Consider the following 16,905-nt stretch of genomic DNA (forward strand, 5'->3'; position numbering starts at 1 on the left):
AGCAAGACATGCCACCATCACCATTACAGTCAAGCCTACCTGGTGCGCCGGAGAATAAACGCGCACTCTGGTCTTGGGCGCTCTACGACTGGGCAAACAGTGCCTTCTTTACGATCATTCTTACGTTTGTCTTCGCCCAGTACTTCAGCGTCTCAGTGATTCAGGATGAAGTGGCGGGCACGCGGGCATGGGGCAACATCGTTGGTATAGCCGGGGTGGTGATTGCCATACTTGCTCCAATTCTCGGTGCTATTGCCGATCAGTCAGGCCGGCGCAAACCCTGGTTGATCAGTTTTACACTCCTGTGTGTGATTTCGTCGGCCATGTTGTGGACGGTGACGCCGGATCAGAGTCAGTTCTGGACGGCCGCTCTGTGGGTGGGGTTGGGTACACTCGGGGCTGAGTTCGCTTTCATCTTCTATAACTCGATGTTGCCGGATCTGGCTCGGCCGGAGCGTACCGGACGGTGGTCTGGCTGGGCCTGGGGACTGGGTTATGTGGGCGGTATCGCCAGTCTGGTGGTGGCGCTCTACGGCTTTATCGAAGCGGACGGCACGTTTTTTAACCTTGATCGAGACGCCGCAGAGCACGTGCGGGCAACCTTTGTTCTGGTGGCCGTGTGGTATCTGGTATTTGCCTTGCCGGCGTTCTTTTTTATCCCGGATCGTCCGTCAACCGGTTTGAGTCTGGGGGCGGCGACGCGGGCCGGGCTGGCCCAACTGAAACAATCCATTGCTCATGTACGGCAGTACCGGGACATCGTGCGGTTTCTGATTGCGAGGATGCTGTACACCGATGGCCTGGCGACGATTTTTACCTTCGGTGGCGTCTATGCTGCCGGCACGTTCAACATGAGCCCCACTGAAGTGCTGCAGTTCGCCATTGCCCTGAACGTCACTGCCGGGCTGGGCGCGCTGGGCTTTGCCTGGATTGACGATGCCCTGGGTGGTCGCAATACCATCCTGCTGTCGCTGGTGGGCCTGGGCTGCAGTGCGTTCGCGATTCTGGTGGTGGATGGGGCCACCGCGTTCTGGATATGGGGCATGATTCTGGGCATTTTCGTTGGGCCGCTGCAATCGGCCAGTCGTTCTCATCTGGCCCGTGTGGCCCCGCCGCATCTGCAGACTCAGATGTTCGGCCTGTTCGCCTTTTCCGGGAAGGCGACCGCGTTTGCCGGCCCTTTGCTGGTGGGTTGGGTGACGTCGGTTACCGACAGCCAGCGTTGGGGCATGAGTACGATCTTGCTGTTCCTGCTGATCGGGTTTGTGTTGATGCTGAAAGTGCCTGCGACTGAGGCCCGAAAAGCGAAGGACTGACACGGTATCTGCCCCAGCTTCGGCTATTCTGATTCATAGCCATCCCACAACAACAAGATCCTGAGGGGCGTTTTGCCATGGCCAGATATGACTTCATCATCAAGGGCGGCCGCTATTTCGACGGCACCGGGGCACTCTCGTTTACCCGCAACCTTGCTGTCAAGGATGGCCGGGTTGTCCGTGTGACGGCCGATCCGATTGCTTATGACGATGCCGAGCGCGTGATCGATGCCTCCGGGCTTTGGGTGATGCCAGGCTTTCTCGATACCCACACGCACTACGATGCCGAACTGCTGGTAAGCCCAAGCCTCTCGGAATCTGTGCGTCACGGCGTGACAACCGCGCTGGTGGGTAGCTGCTCTTTGAGCATGGTGTGCAGCGACTACGAGGATGCCTCGGATATCTTTACACGGGTCGAGACCGTACCCAGGGAGCGGGTGTTGCCAATTCTGAAAGCTCACAAGACCTGGTCGACGCCGCGTCAATGGGTGGAACATCTTCGTCAGGTTCCTCTGGGCCCAAACATTATCAGCTTTCTCGGGCACAGTGATTTGCGGGTGGGGGTGATGGGACTCAGTCGGGCAACGGATCTCTCAACGCAGCCCACCGAGGAAGAGTTGAAAACCATGGAACGCTTGTTGAAGGAGGCATTGGATGAGGGCTTCCTGGGACTTTCGACCATGTGTCTGAAGTGGGACAAGGTGGATGGCGACCGTGAGTGGTCCAAAAGCCTGCCCAGCACCTACGCGCGCTGGAGCGAGATTGCGCGCCTGAATAAACTGGTGCGGGCCTACAACCGCGTGCACCAGGGGGCGCCCAATGCGGCCACGCCATTACAGATCCTACAGTACGTGCGTGAATGTCTGGGGTGGTTGCGCCAACCGCTCAAGACAACACTGATCAGCCAGATGGATCTCAAAGGCAGCGCTTACCTGACCAATCTGACCAAACTGACCTCGCGGGTGACAAATGCGCTTCGGGGCGACTTCCGTTGGCAGGTATTGCCGACGCCCTTCACCGTGTATGCCGATGGCATTGATGTCGTGTTCTTCGAGGAGTTTGGCGCCGGTGAGATGGCGCTGGACCTGAAAGATGCGGTGGAACGTAATGATCTCCTGAAAGACGAGTCGTACCGTCGACAATTCCGGAAGTTCTATGGTGAGAAGCTCAGCCCCCGGGTGTGGCAAAGGGATTTCGGTGATGCCATGATTATCGACTGCCCGGATGCAGCCCTGATCGGCAAGAATTTCGAAGAGGTGGCCAGAGCCCGTGGTGTGCATGTCGTCGATCTGTTTCTGGATCTGGTGGTGGAGTTCGGCAGGAATATTCGTTGGTACACCACCGTCGGGAACCATCGAAAACAGGTACTCAAGCGCCTGGTGAAAGACCCTCGGTCGCTGATTACCTTCAGTGATGCCGGTGCCCATATTCGGAATATGGCGTTCTACAATCTGCCACTGCGCATGCTCAAGCTCGTTCATGAGTCTATCAATGACGGAGACCCCATCATGACCATGGAGCAGGCCGTACATCGGTTGACGGGAGATCAGGCCGACTGGTTCGGTGTGGATGCGGGCAAGATTCGTGAGGGGGACCGCGCCGATGTTGTGGTTATTGATCCGGCGGGGTTCAATCAGGACCTTGAGCAGGTGCACTGGGGCGAGATGGAAAACTTTGATCTGCAGCGTTTGGTCAATCGCAACCCCGGCATTGTAAAAACGGTTCTGATCAACGGACGGCTGGTGGTCGACGACGAGGAATTCTCGCCGTCATTCGGTCGTGAAATGGGCTATGGACAGTTTATCCCGGCGAGGTAATTAATCAGGTTATGGCCAAGGCCTCTTTTGCTAGAAAGTCACTGCGGCTGATGTTCTGGGTAGTTGTAGCCGTACTGGTGCTGATGTTTTCAATTATCCTGCTGTTCCGGTTCGTGAACCCTCCGACCTCGGCCTTCATGCTGGGTTATCAGATGGGTGATGCCCGCGAGCCTTTGCAGCACGAATGGGTGCCAATATCTGAGGTATCCGAATGGATGGCGCTGGCGGTGATCGCCAGTGAAGACCAGCGATTTCCGGAGCACCACGGGGTTGATTTCAAGGCTGTTCATAAGGCGGTCTCTGAATATCAGGCTGGAGAGGGCTTGCGAGGTGCCAGTACCATCACGCAGCAAACGGCCAAGAATCTGTTTCTCTGGAATGATCGAAGCTTTGTCCGAAAAGCCATCGAGGCGGGTCTGGCACTGGCAATTGATGCGATCTGGCCTAAACAGCGGATTCTTGAAGTCTATCTGAACATCGCAGAATTTGGACCGGGCATCTACGGTGTGCAGGCAGCCAGCCGCGCCTACTACCGAATTCCGGCGGGCGTGCTGTCGCCACTCCAGGCTGCACATCTCGCTGCAGTCCTTCCTAACCCGAACGTGTTGAGCGTGCTTTCGCCCACGCCTTACGTCCAGGAACGAGTGGCCTGGATTGAGGGGCAGATGGCTCGGCTATCGAGGGCGGGGTATCTCGCCGAAATCAACGCTGGCAGGTAATGCCAAACCGTTGTTGAAGGTTCACCGGCTCTTTGATGAGTGGGCCTCGCTCCGGCACTGGGAGGGTGTCATACCAAACCGGGCTTTGAATGCCCGACTGAACTGGCTGGCGTCGTTGAAGCCGCAGGCGAGAGCGATGGCGGTGATTTTTGTGGTTGATTGTCGCAGATGATCGCGTGCCCGGATGAGCCGTTGTTCCTGTACATATTGGTAGGGGGCGCAGCCAAACGTGGCCCGGAACAGTCTTGCGAAATGGTAGGGGCTGAGGTTCACCCAGCCGGCCATTTCCGACAGTGTGAGAGGCTGGTCCAGTTCCGCATGAATCTGCTCCTGTAACAGTCGCCGGTACTGATGGGACAGTTGCCCGGTAACTGCGGGAGGTGCTTTGGCGACGCTGGCGTGTCGGCTGACCACCTGTAGCAGGAGCCACTGTGCCAGGTGATCCATCGCCATTGCCTGGCCGGGTGCCTGCCAGTCACTCAGCACCAGGAGTTTGCCTGCCTGGGCCAGGATCGGATCCTCACGGTGGTAGCACTCGTTCAGTTGAATCTTATCCGGGTCGGAATCCCAGGTTTGACTGGCACATCGCGCGACATCGACATCATTGAAATAGAAATGGAAAAACTCGAATTGTCCGCCGATTTGCCAGATGGAGCAGCTGCCCGCAGGAAACAGGCACACGGCGCCGGGAAAGCCGCGGCTTACCGCCTTTCCGTTGACCATCCGCTGGGCTTGCTGGCCCTTGTCAATGTAGATGCTCAGGGCGTGATGGCGAGGGCGCTCGTAGCGAACCTCCCCCTGACGGTTCTGCCACTGGGCGAGGGTTTTTCCATGCTCCAGGTCCATCATTCTCTGCGGCGCAACGCCCGCCGTGCGAAGGCTGTCGGCAATGTCCAGCTGCCCCCGTCTGTCTTGCAGCGGTGACGGGTTTGTTGTCGTTGGGTTGTCCATAATGCAAGGCCTCCGCAAGAATCATCCACGGTTCCGCAGGATCTGACAAGCTATCGCGCGTTCGTTTCCATAATCTGACCACCTGACGCCCGAACTTGCCATTTAACTGGGAGCCTCTGAATCATGCCCATTAGTGCCCATTATGGACTGACTGTATTGATATGGGGTCTGACCTGGACGGCGATTCGACTGCAGGTCGAATCTGCGTCTGTGGATTTGGCAGTGTTCTATCGCTTTGTGATGGCTTCTGTGGTTGCACTTGCGGTTCTTGCCGTTACCCGGCGGCTGAGCAGGTTGACGCCTGGCCAGCATGGCTGGCTTTTTTTGCAAGGGCTGACGCTATATAGCGTGAATTTTCTCCTGATCTATCGGGCCGCCGAATCGATGACCAGTGGGTTGTTGGCGGTCGTGTTTTCTCTGGCGGCACTGTTCAACGCGTTCAACGGTTGGCTCTGGTTGCGAACCAGGCCGACAGCGAGGCTCTACCCCGCCGTGGCCCTTGGTGTGACCGGTGTCGCGCTGCTGTTCTGGCATGACCTCCAACTCGGGAATGCCACTGGCGCGAGTATACTGTTTGCGGTCGCTGGAACCTTCTGGTTTTCCATGGGTAACCTGGTGAGCGTGAAGGTGAGGGCCGCAGGGGTTCCGTTGTTTACGGCCAATGCCTGGGCAATGGTTTATGGAGCACTTATTCTCGGATTGTGGTGCCTGATCCAGGGGGTAGAGTGGATGCTGCCTGCCACCTCAGTATTCTGGGGAGCGACCGTGTTCCTTGCCGTTCCCGGCTCTATTGTGGCGTTCTACTGCTACATTACGGTCATCCAGGTGCTGGGCGCCGACAAGGCAGGCTATGCCGCGGTACTGTTCCCGGTTGTCGCTCTTTCGGTCTCCACCTGGCTGGAGGGATTCGAGTGGACGACGCCGGCTATGCTGGGCGCCCTGCTGGCCATATTGGGAAACTATGTGTTGTTTCGTCCCGGCAAGCGTCAGAGCGTCAGCGCAACCAGCGTTCCCGAGCAACGGACCTGACTCTGTTGCTATGGGCTCACTTTGTCGTGCAGGACTCATCGCACCCGTTCGCACTGATCTCTTTGGGGGCCATTTTTAAAAACACACCCAGTGCGGCCAACAACAATGCTGTACTCGCAATAATAGCAACCGGATAAACGAGATTCCCCGCCAAATCAAGCTGGCTGTATTTGATGATCATGATCAGGCCTTCAAGCGACATGGCCACGCAAACGGTACTGATGAAGCGGGGCAGGGTGCGGCGCATCATAGTCACTATATCGTGAGTTTCTGAACGGCCGCTGTATTCCGAGCGGATCACCATCGCCAGTTCGTAAACTGCCAGTGCGATAATGCTGCCGTTAACGCCATTAATCATGGCCTGCATCAAGGGCTCATCGGAGTTCAGGAGTTCAAAGACATCGACGATGGTTGCTGCCACAAGAGCGAAGGCCAATCCGAAAAACAACCAGGAGAACAGCCTGGCGAACAAACCGCGTACTGGAATACTTCTCAACCTGTCGAGCATGCGTTTTCACCGTGACCTGTGGATGTGATGAGACAGGCTACGGATATTTCGTAAAGGCTGCGATTACAGGTTGCACACAGCGCGGTAACCTTGAAGCAAAGGGCGAGTTGATTATTTTACCTCCGCTCATCGCCAGGCCTTGTGGTTGCGCCGTTCACACCGGCTATCCTTGGGTTGCCAACACAGTTATCCACAGATTCTGTGGGAAAACTCTTTGCTGTTTCGGTCTGCGGGACGGTGATCCAGCTTTTGGTTCAATGGTCAATGTCCTACAAGGAAGCAGGACAATATTGGGCATTGCTAAACGGCAGGTTTTGTTAACGTCCGCCCCCTTGGACGGGCCATCTACATGGTCGACATTCCTGGAAAACACATTAAGGACTTCCTGCTGTGAGCACCCCAACCGATACTTCTTATGACACCCCTGTTATCCCGAGAAAAGTTCCGGCCGGCCCACCACTGAACTGGATTTCGGCGGCGGTGCGACTGCTGCGCAGTAACTGGGGCGTGATTCTGCCTGCCTATCTGCTGGTGTTTCTTGTTCCGGCGCTGATTCAATATGGTGCGATGGAGATGATTTCCGGTGGCAGTGTCTTTGGCACCGTGGTGCTGGTGATTGTCAGCATTTTCGTAACGCTGCTACTCAACGCCGGTATGGTGGCTCTGTTCCACAGCGCAGCCGAGGGGGCTCCCCGGTTTACCCAGGTGTTTTCCGGCTTCAGCGGGCACACGATACTTCATACTTTCCTGATGGTAGTGATGATGATTGTCGTCGGCATTGTACTGTCCGTTATTGGCTACGTGATCGCAAGTATTGCCGATTTTTCGTTTTCATCTGTTAGCCGCTATGGCATGGGTGGTTTCATGGATGATGGCTTCGGGCCCTCAGCAGGTATTGCTGCGATTCTGCTCATGTTCATTGCAGTGCTTTGCGCGCTGGTTCTGTTCGGTGCGTTGTTCTTCTATGCAGTCCCGTTGATTGTGGTTGCCAGGCAGGGGGCTTTTGAGGCTGTTCGTAACAGCATGCGCGCGTGCTTCAAGAACCTGTTTGTACTGCTTTTCTTTGCTGTGAACGCGGTGGTTGTTACTCAACTGGTACTGTTCCCCACGTTCGCAGTTGGTGCGTCAACCACATCCATTATTGGCATGACGGTGATTACAGTTGTCGTTTCATTTGTCTGGGGTGCGGTTCTCGCGGGTGCGTATTATCTCTCGTTCCGGGATATCCTGTTGGGCAAAGGCGATACCGATTCAGCCAACGATATCGAGGCCACTGTTCCCGCCTGAACTGACTGAGAAATAAGCTAATGGTGGGTGCGCCAGCACCCACCGAACCTGGCGAAGCAAGCATCTGGTCAGATTGATCATTTTACCTGCGCTTTTCGCCAGGGCCTGCCACTACACGCTTTGCACTGCCTATCCTGTCGTTGCCAACAATGTTATCCACAGATTCTGTGGGCAAATCGCCGAGTGATCCGCAGCCGTGCAGGTTCGTAATTCCCCGTAGTTGGGTGCAATTTAGGGAGAGTTCCGGTAGTGTCGCGCCCTTTTTGCCGCAAGGACCCATTCCCAATGACCGCCGAGACTATCCCTAAACCCAAGGCAGGAGAGAGCGTCTGGAGCGACAGTGACCCCGTGGTGCTCGTTCTGACCATTGGCTTTATTCTGCTGTTTGTTGGTGCTTCTATTGTCGATGCCGATTACGTGGCTGACCTGATTGGTCACGGTTTTTCGTGGACCGCAAAGTATCTTGGTTCTTTTTTCCAGCTGCTTCTGCTGCTTACGTTCTTCGTGGCCGTTGCCACGGGCATAAGTGGGGCCGGCCGGGCCAGGATTGGAGGGCTGGATGAGCCGGAGATTGGCCGGTTCCGCTGGTTATCGATGATCATGTGTACGTTGCTGGCCGGTGGCGGAGTCTTCTTCGCAGCTGGTGAGCCGGTCTACCATTTTGTGGTCACCCCGCCGGCGTTTGATACCGAGGCCGCATCCCCTGCCGCCGTTGCACCTGCGCTAGCCCAGTCATTTATGCATTGGGGGTTTCTCGCCTGGGCTGTGCTTGGTTCACTAACGGCCATCGTGCTCTCGCGCGCGCACTACTCACAAGGGCAGCCACTGCAGCCACGTACCCTGCTTTATCCCGTGCTAGGCGAGCGTGTTGTCAGCGGGCGCCTGGGTGGAGTGGTGGATGCCGCCTGCGTGATCGCAGTGGTTGCCGGCACCGTGGGCCCGATCGGCTTTCTGGCGACACAAATGAGCTTTGGATTGCATGAGCTGTTCGGTGTCTCCGATGGCTACGGTACTCAGCTCATGGTTCTGGCCGTGCTGGCAGGGGTATACATGACATCCGCAATGACCGGGCTGCATCGGGGTATCCAGCTGCTCAGTCGTTTCAACGTCATCCTGGCACTGGTGATTGCCGGCGTTATTTTTGTGTTTGGCCCCACGCTATTCCTTACGGACGTCTACCTGCAATCCATGGGCGAGTATCTGGGCTCGTTTTTTTCCATGGCGACCATGACAGCACAGACGGCGCCCGATTGGTGGATGAAGTGGTGGACGGTGTTTTTCTTCGCCTGGTTTATTGGTTACACCCCCTTGATGGCAGTGTTTGTATCGAGAATCTCACGGGGTAGAACCATCCGTGAAACCATCATGGCAGTTGCCATACTGGCACCCATCGCCACGACCATCTGGTTCACGTTGCTGGGTGGCTCAGGCATATACCATCAGCTTTCAGGCACGTTTGATCTGACCGACGCCCTGAACAGCTTCCGGTTTGACGTCGCCACATTGACGGTTGCGCAGGCACTGCCGGGAGGCACCTGGATGGCGGCCGCAATCCTGTTGCTGACCACCATCTTTGTGGCAACAACCGGAGATTCGATGAGCTACTCCATTGCGATGGTGGGGGCCGGCCATGACGAGCCGCAACCCTGGATTCGCGTTTTCTGGGGTGGCGCCATGGCACTGATGGCCGCGATTCTTCTCTATATGGGGGCCGGTCAGATTGGGGTGTTGCAACAGTTCATTGTCATCACAGCCATTCCGGTGTCGTTGATTATTCTCCCTTCTTTGTGGACCGGTCCCCGGGCCGCAGCAGCCCTGGCGAAAGAGCAGGGGCTGGCTTAGGTTTTTACTTTTCCCCTCAGGGATTTGATCTCCCCACGGCGGGTTTTGTTATCCACACGCCGCCGTTGGGAGGATTTCGTCGGTCGTGTTGGCCGGCGGGCTTTTTGCGGTTTTACTGCCTCCTGAATGAGAGCCTTGAGTCGGTTCAGCGCGTCCTCTTTGTTCTGCTCAAACGTGCGGAAAGACTGCCCCTTGATCACAATCACGCCGTCTTTACTGATGCGCTGGTCGGACAATGCCATCAAACGTTCTTTGTAAAACGGCGGCAGGGTGGAATGCAGGATGTCGAACCGTAGGTGTACGGCAGAGGCAACCTTATTCACATTCTGACCGCCGGCCCCCTGGGATCGTATCTGCGTAATCTGGATTTCCCAGTCTGCCAGTTCGACGGCATTGGATAATTTCAGCATAGTGGCACGTGTTGAGAGCTCGGATTCGGGTGTTTACGAGTATCATCCTACGCAATCCGGCAACCAATCAGAAGCGATGAACACAGGGGACACCGAATGAATGTGATGGTTTTAGGCGCTACCGGCCTGACCGGAGGCATGGTGGTGGAGAAGCTCCTCGAGCAGCCGGAGATATCGACTGTGATCGCTCCGGTTCGCCGGCCGATGGTCGTGGAAAATCCGAAACTGGAGCAGCGCTTCATGGATTTTGATGCGATGGAGGCTCAGCCTGACGCTTTCCAGGTGGATGTCCTGATCTGTTGCCTTGGAACAACCCTGAAAAAGGCAGGCTCCAGAGAAGCCTTTCGCAAGGTCGATCATGACTATGCATTGAAGGCAGCTCAGATGGCCCGTAACGCCGGTGCTCGAGCATTGATTCTGATGTCGGCCATCGGAGCATCGTCGCAATCCCCGGTTTTCTACAATCGAGTCAAAGGAGAGCTTGAGAACAATGTCCGGGCGCTGAAATTTCCTTATCTTGCGATCTACCACCCGAGCCTGTTGCTGGGGCAGCGCAAGGAGGCTCGAACGGCCGAGGCTCTTGGTGTGGCCGTCATGCCGGTTGCGAATCGGGCGTTGATCGGGCCACTGAGAAAATATCGGGCGATTGAAGCGGAAGCCGTAGCGTCGGCCATGGTCAACGAGCTCGAGACCATTAGCGGAATCACTTCGGGCGGTGCAGTGGTGAGAGTGTGGGAGTACGACGATATCTTAACGATGGGCAATCGTCGCTAATGCTGTCCTTCACCTGATGTAAAATCCGGGTCACTGTTCCCGGGCGATCGATGAGGTTGATTAATGAAATATGTACTTTTTCCTTTTCTGGTGTCTTCCGTACTCATGGCGACAGGTTGCAGTCGCCCGGAATCGCCCCAGGAAGTATCGGAAGCATTTTGGCAAGCTGTACTTGAAGAGGATGCTGAAGCGGCCGCAGATTATTCAACCCTGGTCGATGAAGCGGCATTCGATGGTTTTGAACAGCAATGGCAGAACGTGAGCATTGAGTGGGGGCGTGTGGTCATTGATGACAATCTGGCCCGGGTAACCACCACCCTGAGTGGTCTGGAGGGCCGGAACGAAGCCACGGAGTCCTTAACCTATCTGGTACGTAAAGGTGACGACTGGCTGGTGGATTATTATCGCACCGGCGATGCCCTGAAACAGGGCCCAGTTTGGGGAAGTCTTGTTGGGCAGCTGGAAAAACTGGGTGAAGATCTCAAGAGTCGCTGGGCAAATCAATCCGATGAGATGGCGGTAGAGCTTGAGAGGCTGGGGCGGGAGTTGCAGCAGCAGGCCCAGAGTATGAATGAAGATATGTCGGCGTTGGCTGAAGAGTACGGTGACCAGCTGAGCCAGCATCTGGAAGCGCTGTCTGAATCCCTGCGGGAAGCGCTTAAATCTACCCCATCTGCAACGCCGCAGGACAGACGTACCTTGAACGAAACGGTAATCAGGCTTGAAGACCAGCGGGAGCAGTTGTCTGAAGTCAACTTGAAGACGCTTGCGGAGAGCACCGCGACCGCCGCCGAAGCCCAGCTGCAATTGGGCGAATTGAGCGAGGAGTTTGCGGCCTACAAGGCGGAATGGCGGCAACGTGTTGTCGACATGCAAGCAGAAATGGCTGAGTTTCTGGAGAATCTGAAGACCCGCTGAGCCCAGGGTTGCCTCGCCCTTCTTTGGTGCATATTTTTTATGGCGCACCCCGATGGTGCGCCTCACTCATCGTTTGAATCTGGCAGTTGCTACTTCCCTTCAGGTTTTGAACGGTCCGCCGGTTCAGGCCCGCTCTTTGCTTAGCTTCCTTCTGAAAGCAGGTATGTTTGCACCACCTCGTTGTAGTGCAGGCATGCAGTACCGATTGAGGAAGGCGCGCTATGACTTTACGCAGTGATTCCATGAACCTTTCATCCGATGAGCGGGGCTGGTTGCCCTGGTTTGGGGCCACAGGTAAATTGCGGATGGGATGGTCCTGTTTTTTGAACCGCCAGCAATATGCAACGAATGAAGAGATATTCGAGAGCATCGCGAAAACCCGTCGCGAAGCGCTGATTAACTGGGCAAATGGCAAGTGGGCCTTCCTTGAGGGGCTTGCGGCACGACTTGAGGGTAGCGAACACGATAGCATTTCAGAGGTACTGGATTCGGCCGTTACGCGCCTCCGGGAAATTTCCGAGCTTTTCGTTGTGAAAGAAGATGGCTCTGTTGTCGCCTCGACGGTGACCGGCAGAAACGGAGCCGCAGGCCTCATGCCCACGGCCGTGAAACGAGGGGTGAGAGAGCGGTTTCTCCACGGGCCCTACAGTGACCCGGTCACCTTGCAGCTTGGTGCCACAACTTCCAGATTTCATGACGATGTCACGCTGATGTTCTACCAGCCGGTCGCTCTTGCTGGCAATCAGGCAGCAGCAGTCTGTGCCCGGGTTCCGAACGATGTCATGAGTGACCTGATTCAGCGCGAGGCCGGGCACATTTTTGAAGAGTCTGGCGACAACTACATTTTCATGATCGACAGTCAGTTTGATCCATCGATCAGACCGGGAGTTGCCCTGTCGCGCTCGCGGTTTGAAGACGCTACCTTCAGTCACGGCGACAACCTCAAAGACGGAATCCGTACGGGCTTCGGTACAGTACGGATTCGGGAACACACCGAATTCGAAATACGTTTTACCGACCCGGCTACGGGGCAGTTGCACCCGGGGGTACGGGAAACCATGGCCCGTGGTGAAAACCTCTACGTTAAGTACCCCGGCTATTCCGACTATCGCCATATACCGGTGATTGGCAAGGGCGTGACCTTCCAATTACCCGGGTCTCCTGATCGTTGGGGCATGATGTGTGAAGGCGACCTGGAGGAGGTGTATCGGAAACGTTCGGTCAGCTATCGACTGACGGCGCGGCTCGGGGTCCTTATGGCGCTTATCTGGGCAGCCAACGTTGCGGTTTCGGCAAGCGGTGCTCCTCTGTGGCTGGAAGCCTCCGTGAACGCGATGGTTGCGCTCCTGGGGCTTGTCATCTTCCGGGCAAGTTCCGCCAAGCCACTGGCAGATAGCCTGTCATCACTCGCGGATGTCATACGAAACATTGCCGAAGGAGGCGGGAATCTGCGCCAGCGTCTCGATGTCGGCAAGACCAAGCGGGATGAGAGCGGGGATCTCGCGCGCTGGATGAACAGCTTTCTGGATACCCTCGACGGCATGGTGGGGCAGGTCATCAGTCTTGCGGGTGAATCCCGCTCCGCCAGTGAACACCTTGTGGGTCAGAACCGCCAGGCGGATGAAAAGATTCAGCAGGTGGTACACGACATAGAGCAGATGCTGAAGGGCGCAGATCTGCAGCAGAACGAAATCGAAAATGCCTCGACCACGGCACAGGAAATGCGGGTAAGCATGGAAGATGTGGTGGCTCGCGCCAAAGATCAGTTTGCCCGTGTCAGCCGTGAAACCGAGAGCATTCGCGACGTTATCGTGCGTTCGGCCGAGGGTATTCGCGCCGCGAGTGAACGCACGGACGAGATCGGCAAGGCGGCTGAAATGATTAACGACATTGCTGCCCAGACCAATCTTCTAGCGCTCAATGCAGCCATAGAAGCGGCTCGGGCTGGTGAGGCAGGGCGGGGATTTGCAGTCGTCGCCGATGAGGTCCGGCAACTGGCCAGTCGGACAGCCCAGGCCACGACGGAAATTGATGAGCGTCTGTATCGGGTGCGGGAAGAAACTCAGCGCGCCGTAACCACAATGGAAGAAGGCATGGCAGAGATGGAGGCCCGTCTGGCTCAGGCCCGGGCGGCGTCGGATGACAATGCCGAACTGCATCACATGGTCGACAAGCTCTTCCGGGCGATCTCGGGCATTGCGGAAACCAACGCGGTCCAGAGTGCCCAGACCAGTGGCGTTGCTGACAGCGTAAGCTTCATGACGACGGTGATCGCGGGGTTGACGGCCAGTTCTGAGATGACGCACGTGTCGGCAAACAAGCTGAAAAACCTGACCGGTCAGTTTCAGGTGAGCAATGCCTGAAAGAGAGTGGCCGGGGCGCTTCAGCCCCGGCCAATCGGTGGGCCCGGGAATCAATCCGTCAAAAGCGTTTCATACACCTCTGCCAAAAGGGCGCCGTCCAGCAGGGACAACAGTCGGTTGTGTGATACGGAGACGCCAGACCACGTCTGGTTCCAGCTGCCGGTACAACCATAGGTGATCAGGGTAGTATTGTGGTGGGCGTAGTCCAGGCAACGCCCGCTTCCCTCGTTCCGCAACTGCTGGTTTTCCTCATTGTATTGCCAGCGCTGGTTGGCATTATCGGCCTGGCATAAGGTCAGTCCGAGCCTGCCGCTGACAGGCGTCAGGCATTCCCAGGGAGTAGCCGTCGGATGGATCCGGCCTTTCAGGTCCATGGTCCAGCGGGGAGTGCTGTCAAGATCCTGAGGCAGCGGCGTGAGAGCCACATAGCCATCTTCATCAAGGTTGCTATCGAAGAACAGATTGTTGCCGCGAATGACGTCACCGCTGGGGACCAGATCATCGGCCGAGTCAATCAAGCCGTTTTCGATGAGCGCGTGAAGCAGCCGGCTCCGGGTTTCCGACACCGTCAGGTTGGCGCGCCGGGCCTGTTCGAGAATGACGGCAATCTCTCGGGTTGCCTCGTCCTGTTCCTTCAGTTGTTCAAGGCGCTGCCAGGCTTCAGTCGACAATTCATTCTGCAACTCAGTATCGGTATAGCTTGCAACCAGGGTTGCAAGTTCACCGCTCATCACCGCGAACTGGGCGTTGTCCAACGCCGCCAACAACGTTTCAACCTCGGCTATTTCGCGTGCGCGCAGCTGTTGATAGCCTGTGTCCTGACCAACGATGCCAACCGGAGGCAGTTCAGGAATTGATCCGTCAAAGCTTGTTTGGGTCAGAGTCTGGATGTCGCCATCACGTCGACAGAACAAGCTGGCGCTGGTCGGCCTGAAATCGGCGTGCAGATTGAAGTGCAGCTGATTGATGCTGCCGGCATTGTGCCGGCCCGGGGCCACGGAAACCTGCTTCTGCTTGCCTTCGGCGTTGCTGACTTCCACCCAGCAAAGGTCGCCGGCAGCGCTCAGGTCTGGCTTCGGCAGTTCAAATACGTTGCCGTAGTTGCCGTGGAAAACCGGGTAGATGACAGCGGCTGTGCCATCGGGATCGTAGCCGCCGAGAATTGTGGCTACCGGAACGCCGACGCTTGCAGGGGCAGGATGGGGGCTGCTGTAATTTTCATACTGGCCGGTCGTTGTATTCCACTTTTTGTAACCGGAAGGGAAGCTGGTGTCCGGCACGGGCAGCCGAGCCACATCGTTCTGGATGATTCGGGCGGAATAACCAGTGTAATGGGTGTACACAGAGAATGGCGAACTCTCCCAACCTCCGGACATGGAGTCTTTATGGAAGGCGAAATCACCGTTCTCCTGAATGCCGGTTATATTTGCCCGCATACGATTTCGGTGAGCAATGTATCCCCAGCCGCTGTCGGCGTGATGTACCGCCCAGCGGCCGTCTTCCGTTAAACCCTGGCCGGGATAATGCCCCAGTCCGTAGGCATGACCCCATTCATGGCTGGCTTCGTTACCCCATGAGGAATAAAGCGTTCCAATGCCATTGCCGCCACTCAGTCCATGGTACACCCGACCATTCTGATACATGCCCCAGGCGTGATGATTGGTGATCTGCTTGAAAACGTGCGGGTATGCCTGGTTCATGTGATGGCTGGGATAGCCAAAGTTGGCCATGTTTATGCCCACACTGACCTGTGACTTGGCGACATCCCCACGCATATCACCGCTGTAGACGCCGCCATCATCCTGACTGGCGCCATCTGCGGTTTTGTCGTAGATCACGCCCGATCTCAAAATAACGCGATCAAGTACGGTATCGGCATAGCTCCCCATGACCAGTCGGGATACCGGCATGGTCTGGAAATAATCGGTGGCGGCCATGATGGGATCGCGAAGCGTGAAATGACCGTTTTCCTGGCCCGGCTCTGTTAGCATGCCCAGTCGAATACTCTGGAACACAATCTGGGAGGCCTCTCCGACATCAATGTTTGCCGCGGGCAGGTAACCGGAGCTTGAGCTGCTGGCGTCGTGGTCAGTCACAAAGCGAAGGGACAGTCCATTCTTTACGGTGTCCCAGGGCAACCGGACTGACCAGGCGCGGTTCGAGTACTGGATCGCTGGTGAATTGTTTGTATCGGAGGTCGGCAGAGCGTTGGGGTGGGCCATGGGCAATGTCATGAGCGGCTCACCGTGCAGGCTTACCTGGACGTCAATGGTCGTTGGTTTAACCGTCTGGTCAGGGATGAACAGTAAGAGCGTATCCCGAAGGGCCGTCAGCCTGGGCATATACTTACTTTGGGTTTCGTCAGCCTGGTTGCGCTCGAAATTGTTTGCCGGAGCAACGGAATGGGTTTGCACGAACTGGACTTCGCCCTTCAGTTCACCACCTGAAAGATCATTTCTCAGGGACCGGGCCTTGCCGTTGAAGTCTGTAGCATAGAAATCCCTGGCTGCACGGTCGATATAGGCCGCAGAGTGCTCGACCTGAAGGTTACCTTTCAACGTGATCGTTTGCTGACCATTGGTAGCTTCGATTACCACGGGAACCCGGGCAGATACATCGTCGGCATCGGGCTTCCCCGCAATGATGCCGGTGGCAGTGTTTATCGACGCCCACTCGGGAAGTTGGCTGGCACGATAGGTCACGTTGCCGGAGAGAGCGGCCGCTTTCGCCTGAAAACTATAATTCACCTGGGCAATGGCCTCCGGCAGATTCAGGGTACCGCTGGTGTGGGTGCGCGCCTGATCATCGCTATCTGAGGAGCTTCCGCCGCAGCCTGCAAGCAAGAGTCCGGTTAATCCAAGTACAACGGTTTTTCTCGAAAACATCTTGAATCCCTTTGAATTTTTCCCGTATTGCAGTTTTTTGCAATTGCGCGAGGGATTCTGACGGTTGTCCCGCACTCAGGACAGAA

The 16,905-nt window shown here is 56.4% G+C and carries 13 protein-coding genes; 9 read left to right on the plus strand and 4 right to left on the minus strand.

Annotation, left to right across the window (positions count from 1 at the left end; all coding sequences use genetic code 11):
* Nucleotides 1–8: 8 nt before the first annotated feature.
* The 3 genes from ACAM27_RS07115 to mtgA all read left to right on the plus strand — a co-directional run bounded on the left by ACAM27_RS07115 (nucleotide 9) and on the right by mtgA (nucleotide 3,852).
* Nucleotides 9–1,316 (plus strand): MFS transporter, encoded by a 1,308-nt coding sequence (locus ACAM27_RS07115; protein WP_369612760.1) that lies wholly within the window; start codon nucleotides 9–11, stop codon nucleotides 1,314–1,316.
* A 77-nt stretch (nucleotides 1,317–1,393) separates the two neighbouring features.
* On the plus strand, nucleotides 1,394–3,133 hold the full coding sequence (locus ACAM27_RS07120) for an amidohydrolase family protein (RefSeq protein ID WP_369612761.1): 1,740 nt from the start codon (nucleotides 1,394–1,396) through the stop codon (nucleotides 3,131–3,133).
* Between the two features lie 11 nt (nucleotides 3,134–3,144).
* A complete protein-coding gene (mtgA, locus tag ACAM27_RS07125; RefSeq protein ID WP_369612762.1) occupies nucleotides 3,145–3,852 on the plus strand; it encodes a monofunctional biosynthetic peptidoglycan transglycosylase in 708 nt (235 codons plus the stop codon).
* A 21-nt stretch (nucleotides 3,853–3,873) separates the two neighbouring features.
* Here mtgA and ACAM27_RS07130 read toward each other — a convergent pair whose 3' ends face one another.
* Complete coding sequence (locus tag ACAM27_RS07130) at nucleotides 3,874–4,803, minus strand: helix-turn-helix domain-containing protein (RefSeq protein WP_369612763.1); 930 nt, start codon at nucleotides 4,801–4,803, stop codon at nucleotides 3,874–3,876.
* Nucleotides 4,804–4,926: 123 nt separating this feature from the next.
* Here ACAM27_RS07130 and ACAM27_RS07135 point away from each other — a divergent pair, with 123 nt between their 5' ends.
* On the plus strand, nucleotides 4,927–5,832 hold the full coding sequence (locus ACAM27_RS07135) for a DMT family transporter (protein WP_023009181.1): 906 nt from the start codon (nucleotides 4,927–4,929) through the stop codon (nucleotides 5,830–5,832).
* 16 nt (nucleotides 5,833–5,848) lie between these two features.
* On the opposite strand, the gene ACAM27_RS07140 is transcribed toward ACAM27_RS07135, so the two are convergent.
* Nucleotides 5,849–6,340 carry a hypothetical protein gene (locus tag ACAM27_RS07140; protein WP_219193706.1) on the minus strand — a complete coding sequence of 164 codons (492 nt, stop codon included), beginning with the start codon at nucleotides 6,338–6,340 and terminating at the stop codon, nucleotides 5,849–5,851.
* 390 nt (nucleotides 6,341–6,730) lie between these two features.
* On the opposite strand from ACAM27_RS07140, the gene ACAM27_RS07145 reads away from it, so the two are divergent.
* Nucleotides 6,731–7,627: a hypothetical protein gene (locus ACAM27_RS07145; protein WP_369612764.1), complete on the plus strand. Its 897-nt coding sequence runs from the start codon at nucleotides 6,731–6,733 to the stop codon at nucleotides 7,625–7,627.
* 285 nt (nucleotides 7,628–7,912) lie between these two features.
* A complete protein-coding gene (locus ACAM27_RS07150) occupies nucleotides 7,913–9,469 on the plus strand; it encodes a BCCT family transporter (RefSeq protein ID WP_222534485.1) in 1,557 nt (518 codons plus the stop codon).
* Here the strand turns inward: ACAM27_RS07150 and arfB are convergent.
* The gene (gene arfB / locus ACAM27_RS07155) at nucleotides 9,466–9,879 is read right to left on the minus strand and encodes an alternative ribosome rescue aminoacyl-tRNA hydrolase ArfB (protein WP_222534484.1); all 414 of its coding nucleotides are present in this window, start codon (nucleotides 9,877–9,879) and stop codon (nucleotides 9,466–9,468) included. The two genes, ACAM27_RS07150 and arfB, sit on opposite strands and share 4 nt — an antisense overlap.
* A 96-nt stretch (nucleotides 9,880–9,975) precedes the next feature.
* Here arfB and ACAM27_RS07160 point away from each other — a divergent pair, with 96 nt between their 5' ends.
* The 3 genes from ACAM27_RS07160 (at nucleotide 9,976) to ACAM27_RS07170 (ending at nucleotide 13,934) form a co-directional block, all read left to right on the plus strand.
* Entirely contained in the window at nucleotides 9,976–10,653 is a 678-nt protein-coding gene (locus tag ACAM27_RS07160) for an NAD(P)H-binding protein (protein ID WP_222534483.1), read from the plus strand.
* A 63-nt stretch (nucleotides 10,654–10,716) separates the two neighbouring features.
* Nucleotides 10,717–11,571 (plus strand): hypothetical protein, encoded by an 855-nt coding sequence (locus ACAM27_RS07165; RefSeq protein WP_369612765.1) that lies wholly within the window; start codon nucleotides 10,717–10,719, stop codon nucleotides 11,569–11,571.
* A 221-nt stretch (nucleotides 11,572–11,792) separates the two neighbouring features.
* Entirely contained in the window at nucleotides 11,793–13,934 is a 2,142-nt protein-coding gene (locus ACAM27_RS07170) for a methyl-accepting chemotaxis protein (protein WP_369612766.1), read from the plus strand.
* A 50-nt stretch (nucleotides 13,935–13,984) separates the two neighbouring features.
* On the opposite strand, the gene ACAM27_RS07175 is transcribed toward ACAM27_RS07170, so the two are convergent.
* Nucleotides 13,985–16,819, minus strand: coding sequence for a M66 family metalloprotease (locus ACAM27_RS07175; RefSeq protein WP_369612767.1), 2,835 nt, complete (start codon nucleotides 16,817–16,819; stop codon nucleotides 13,985–13,987).
* Nucleotides 16,820–16,905 lie beyond the last annotated feature (86 nt).

The organism is Marinobacter sp. RI1, assembly GCF_041155085.1.
Classification (GTDB): Bacteria; Pseudomonadota; Gammaproteobacteria; order Pseudomonadales; family Oleiphilaceae; genus Marinobacter; species Marinobacter nauticus.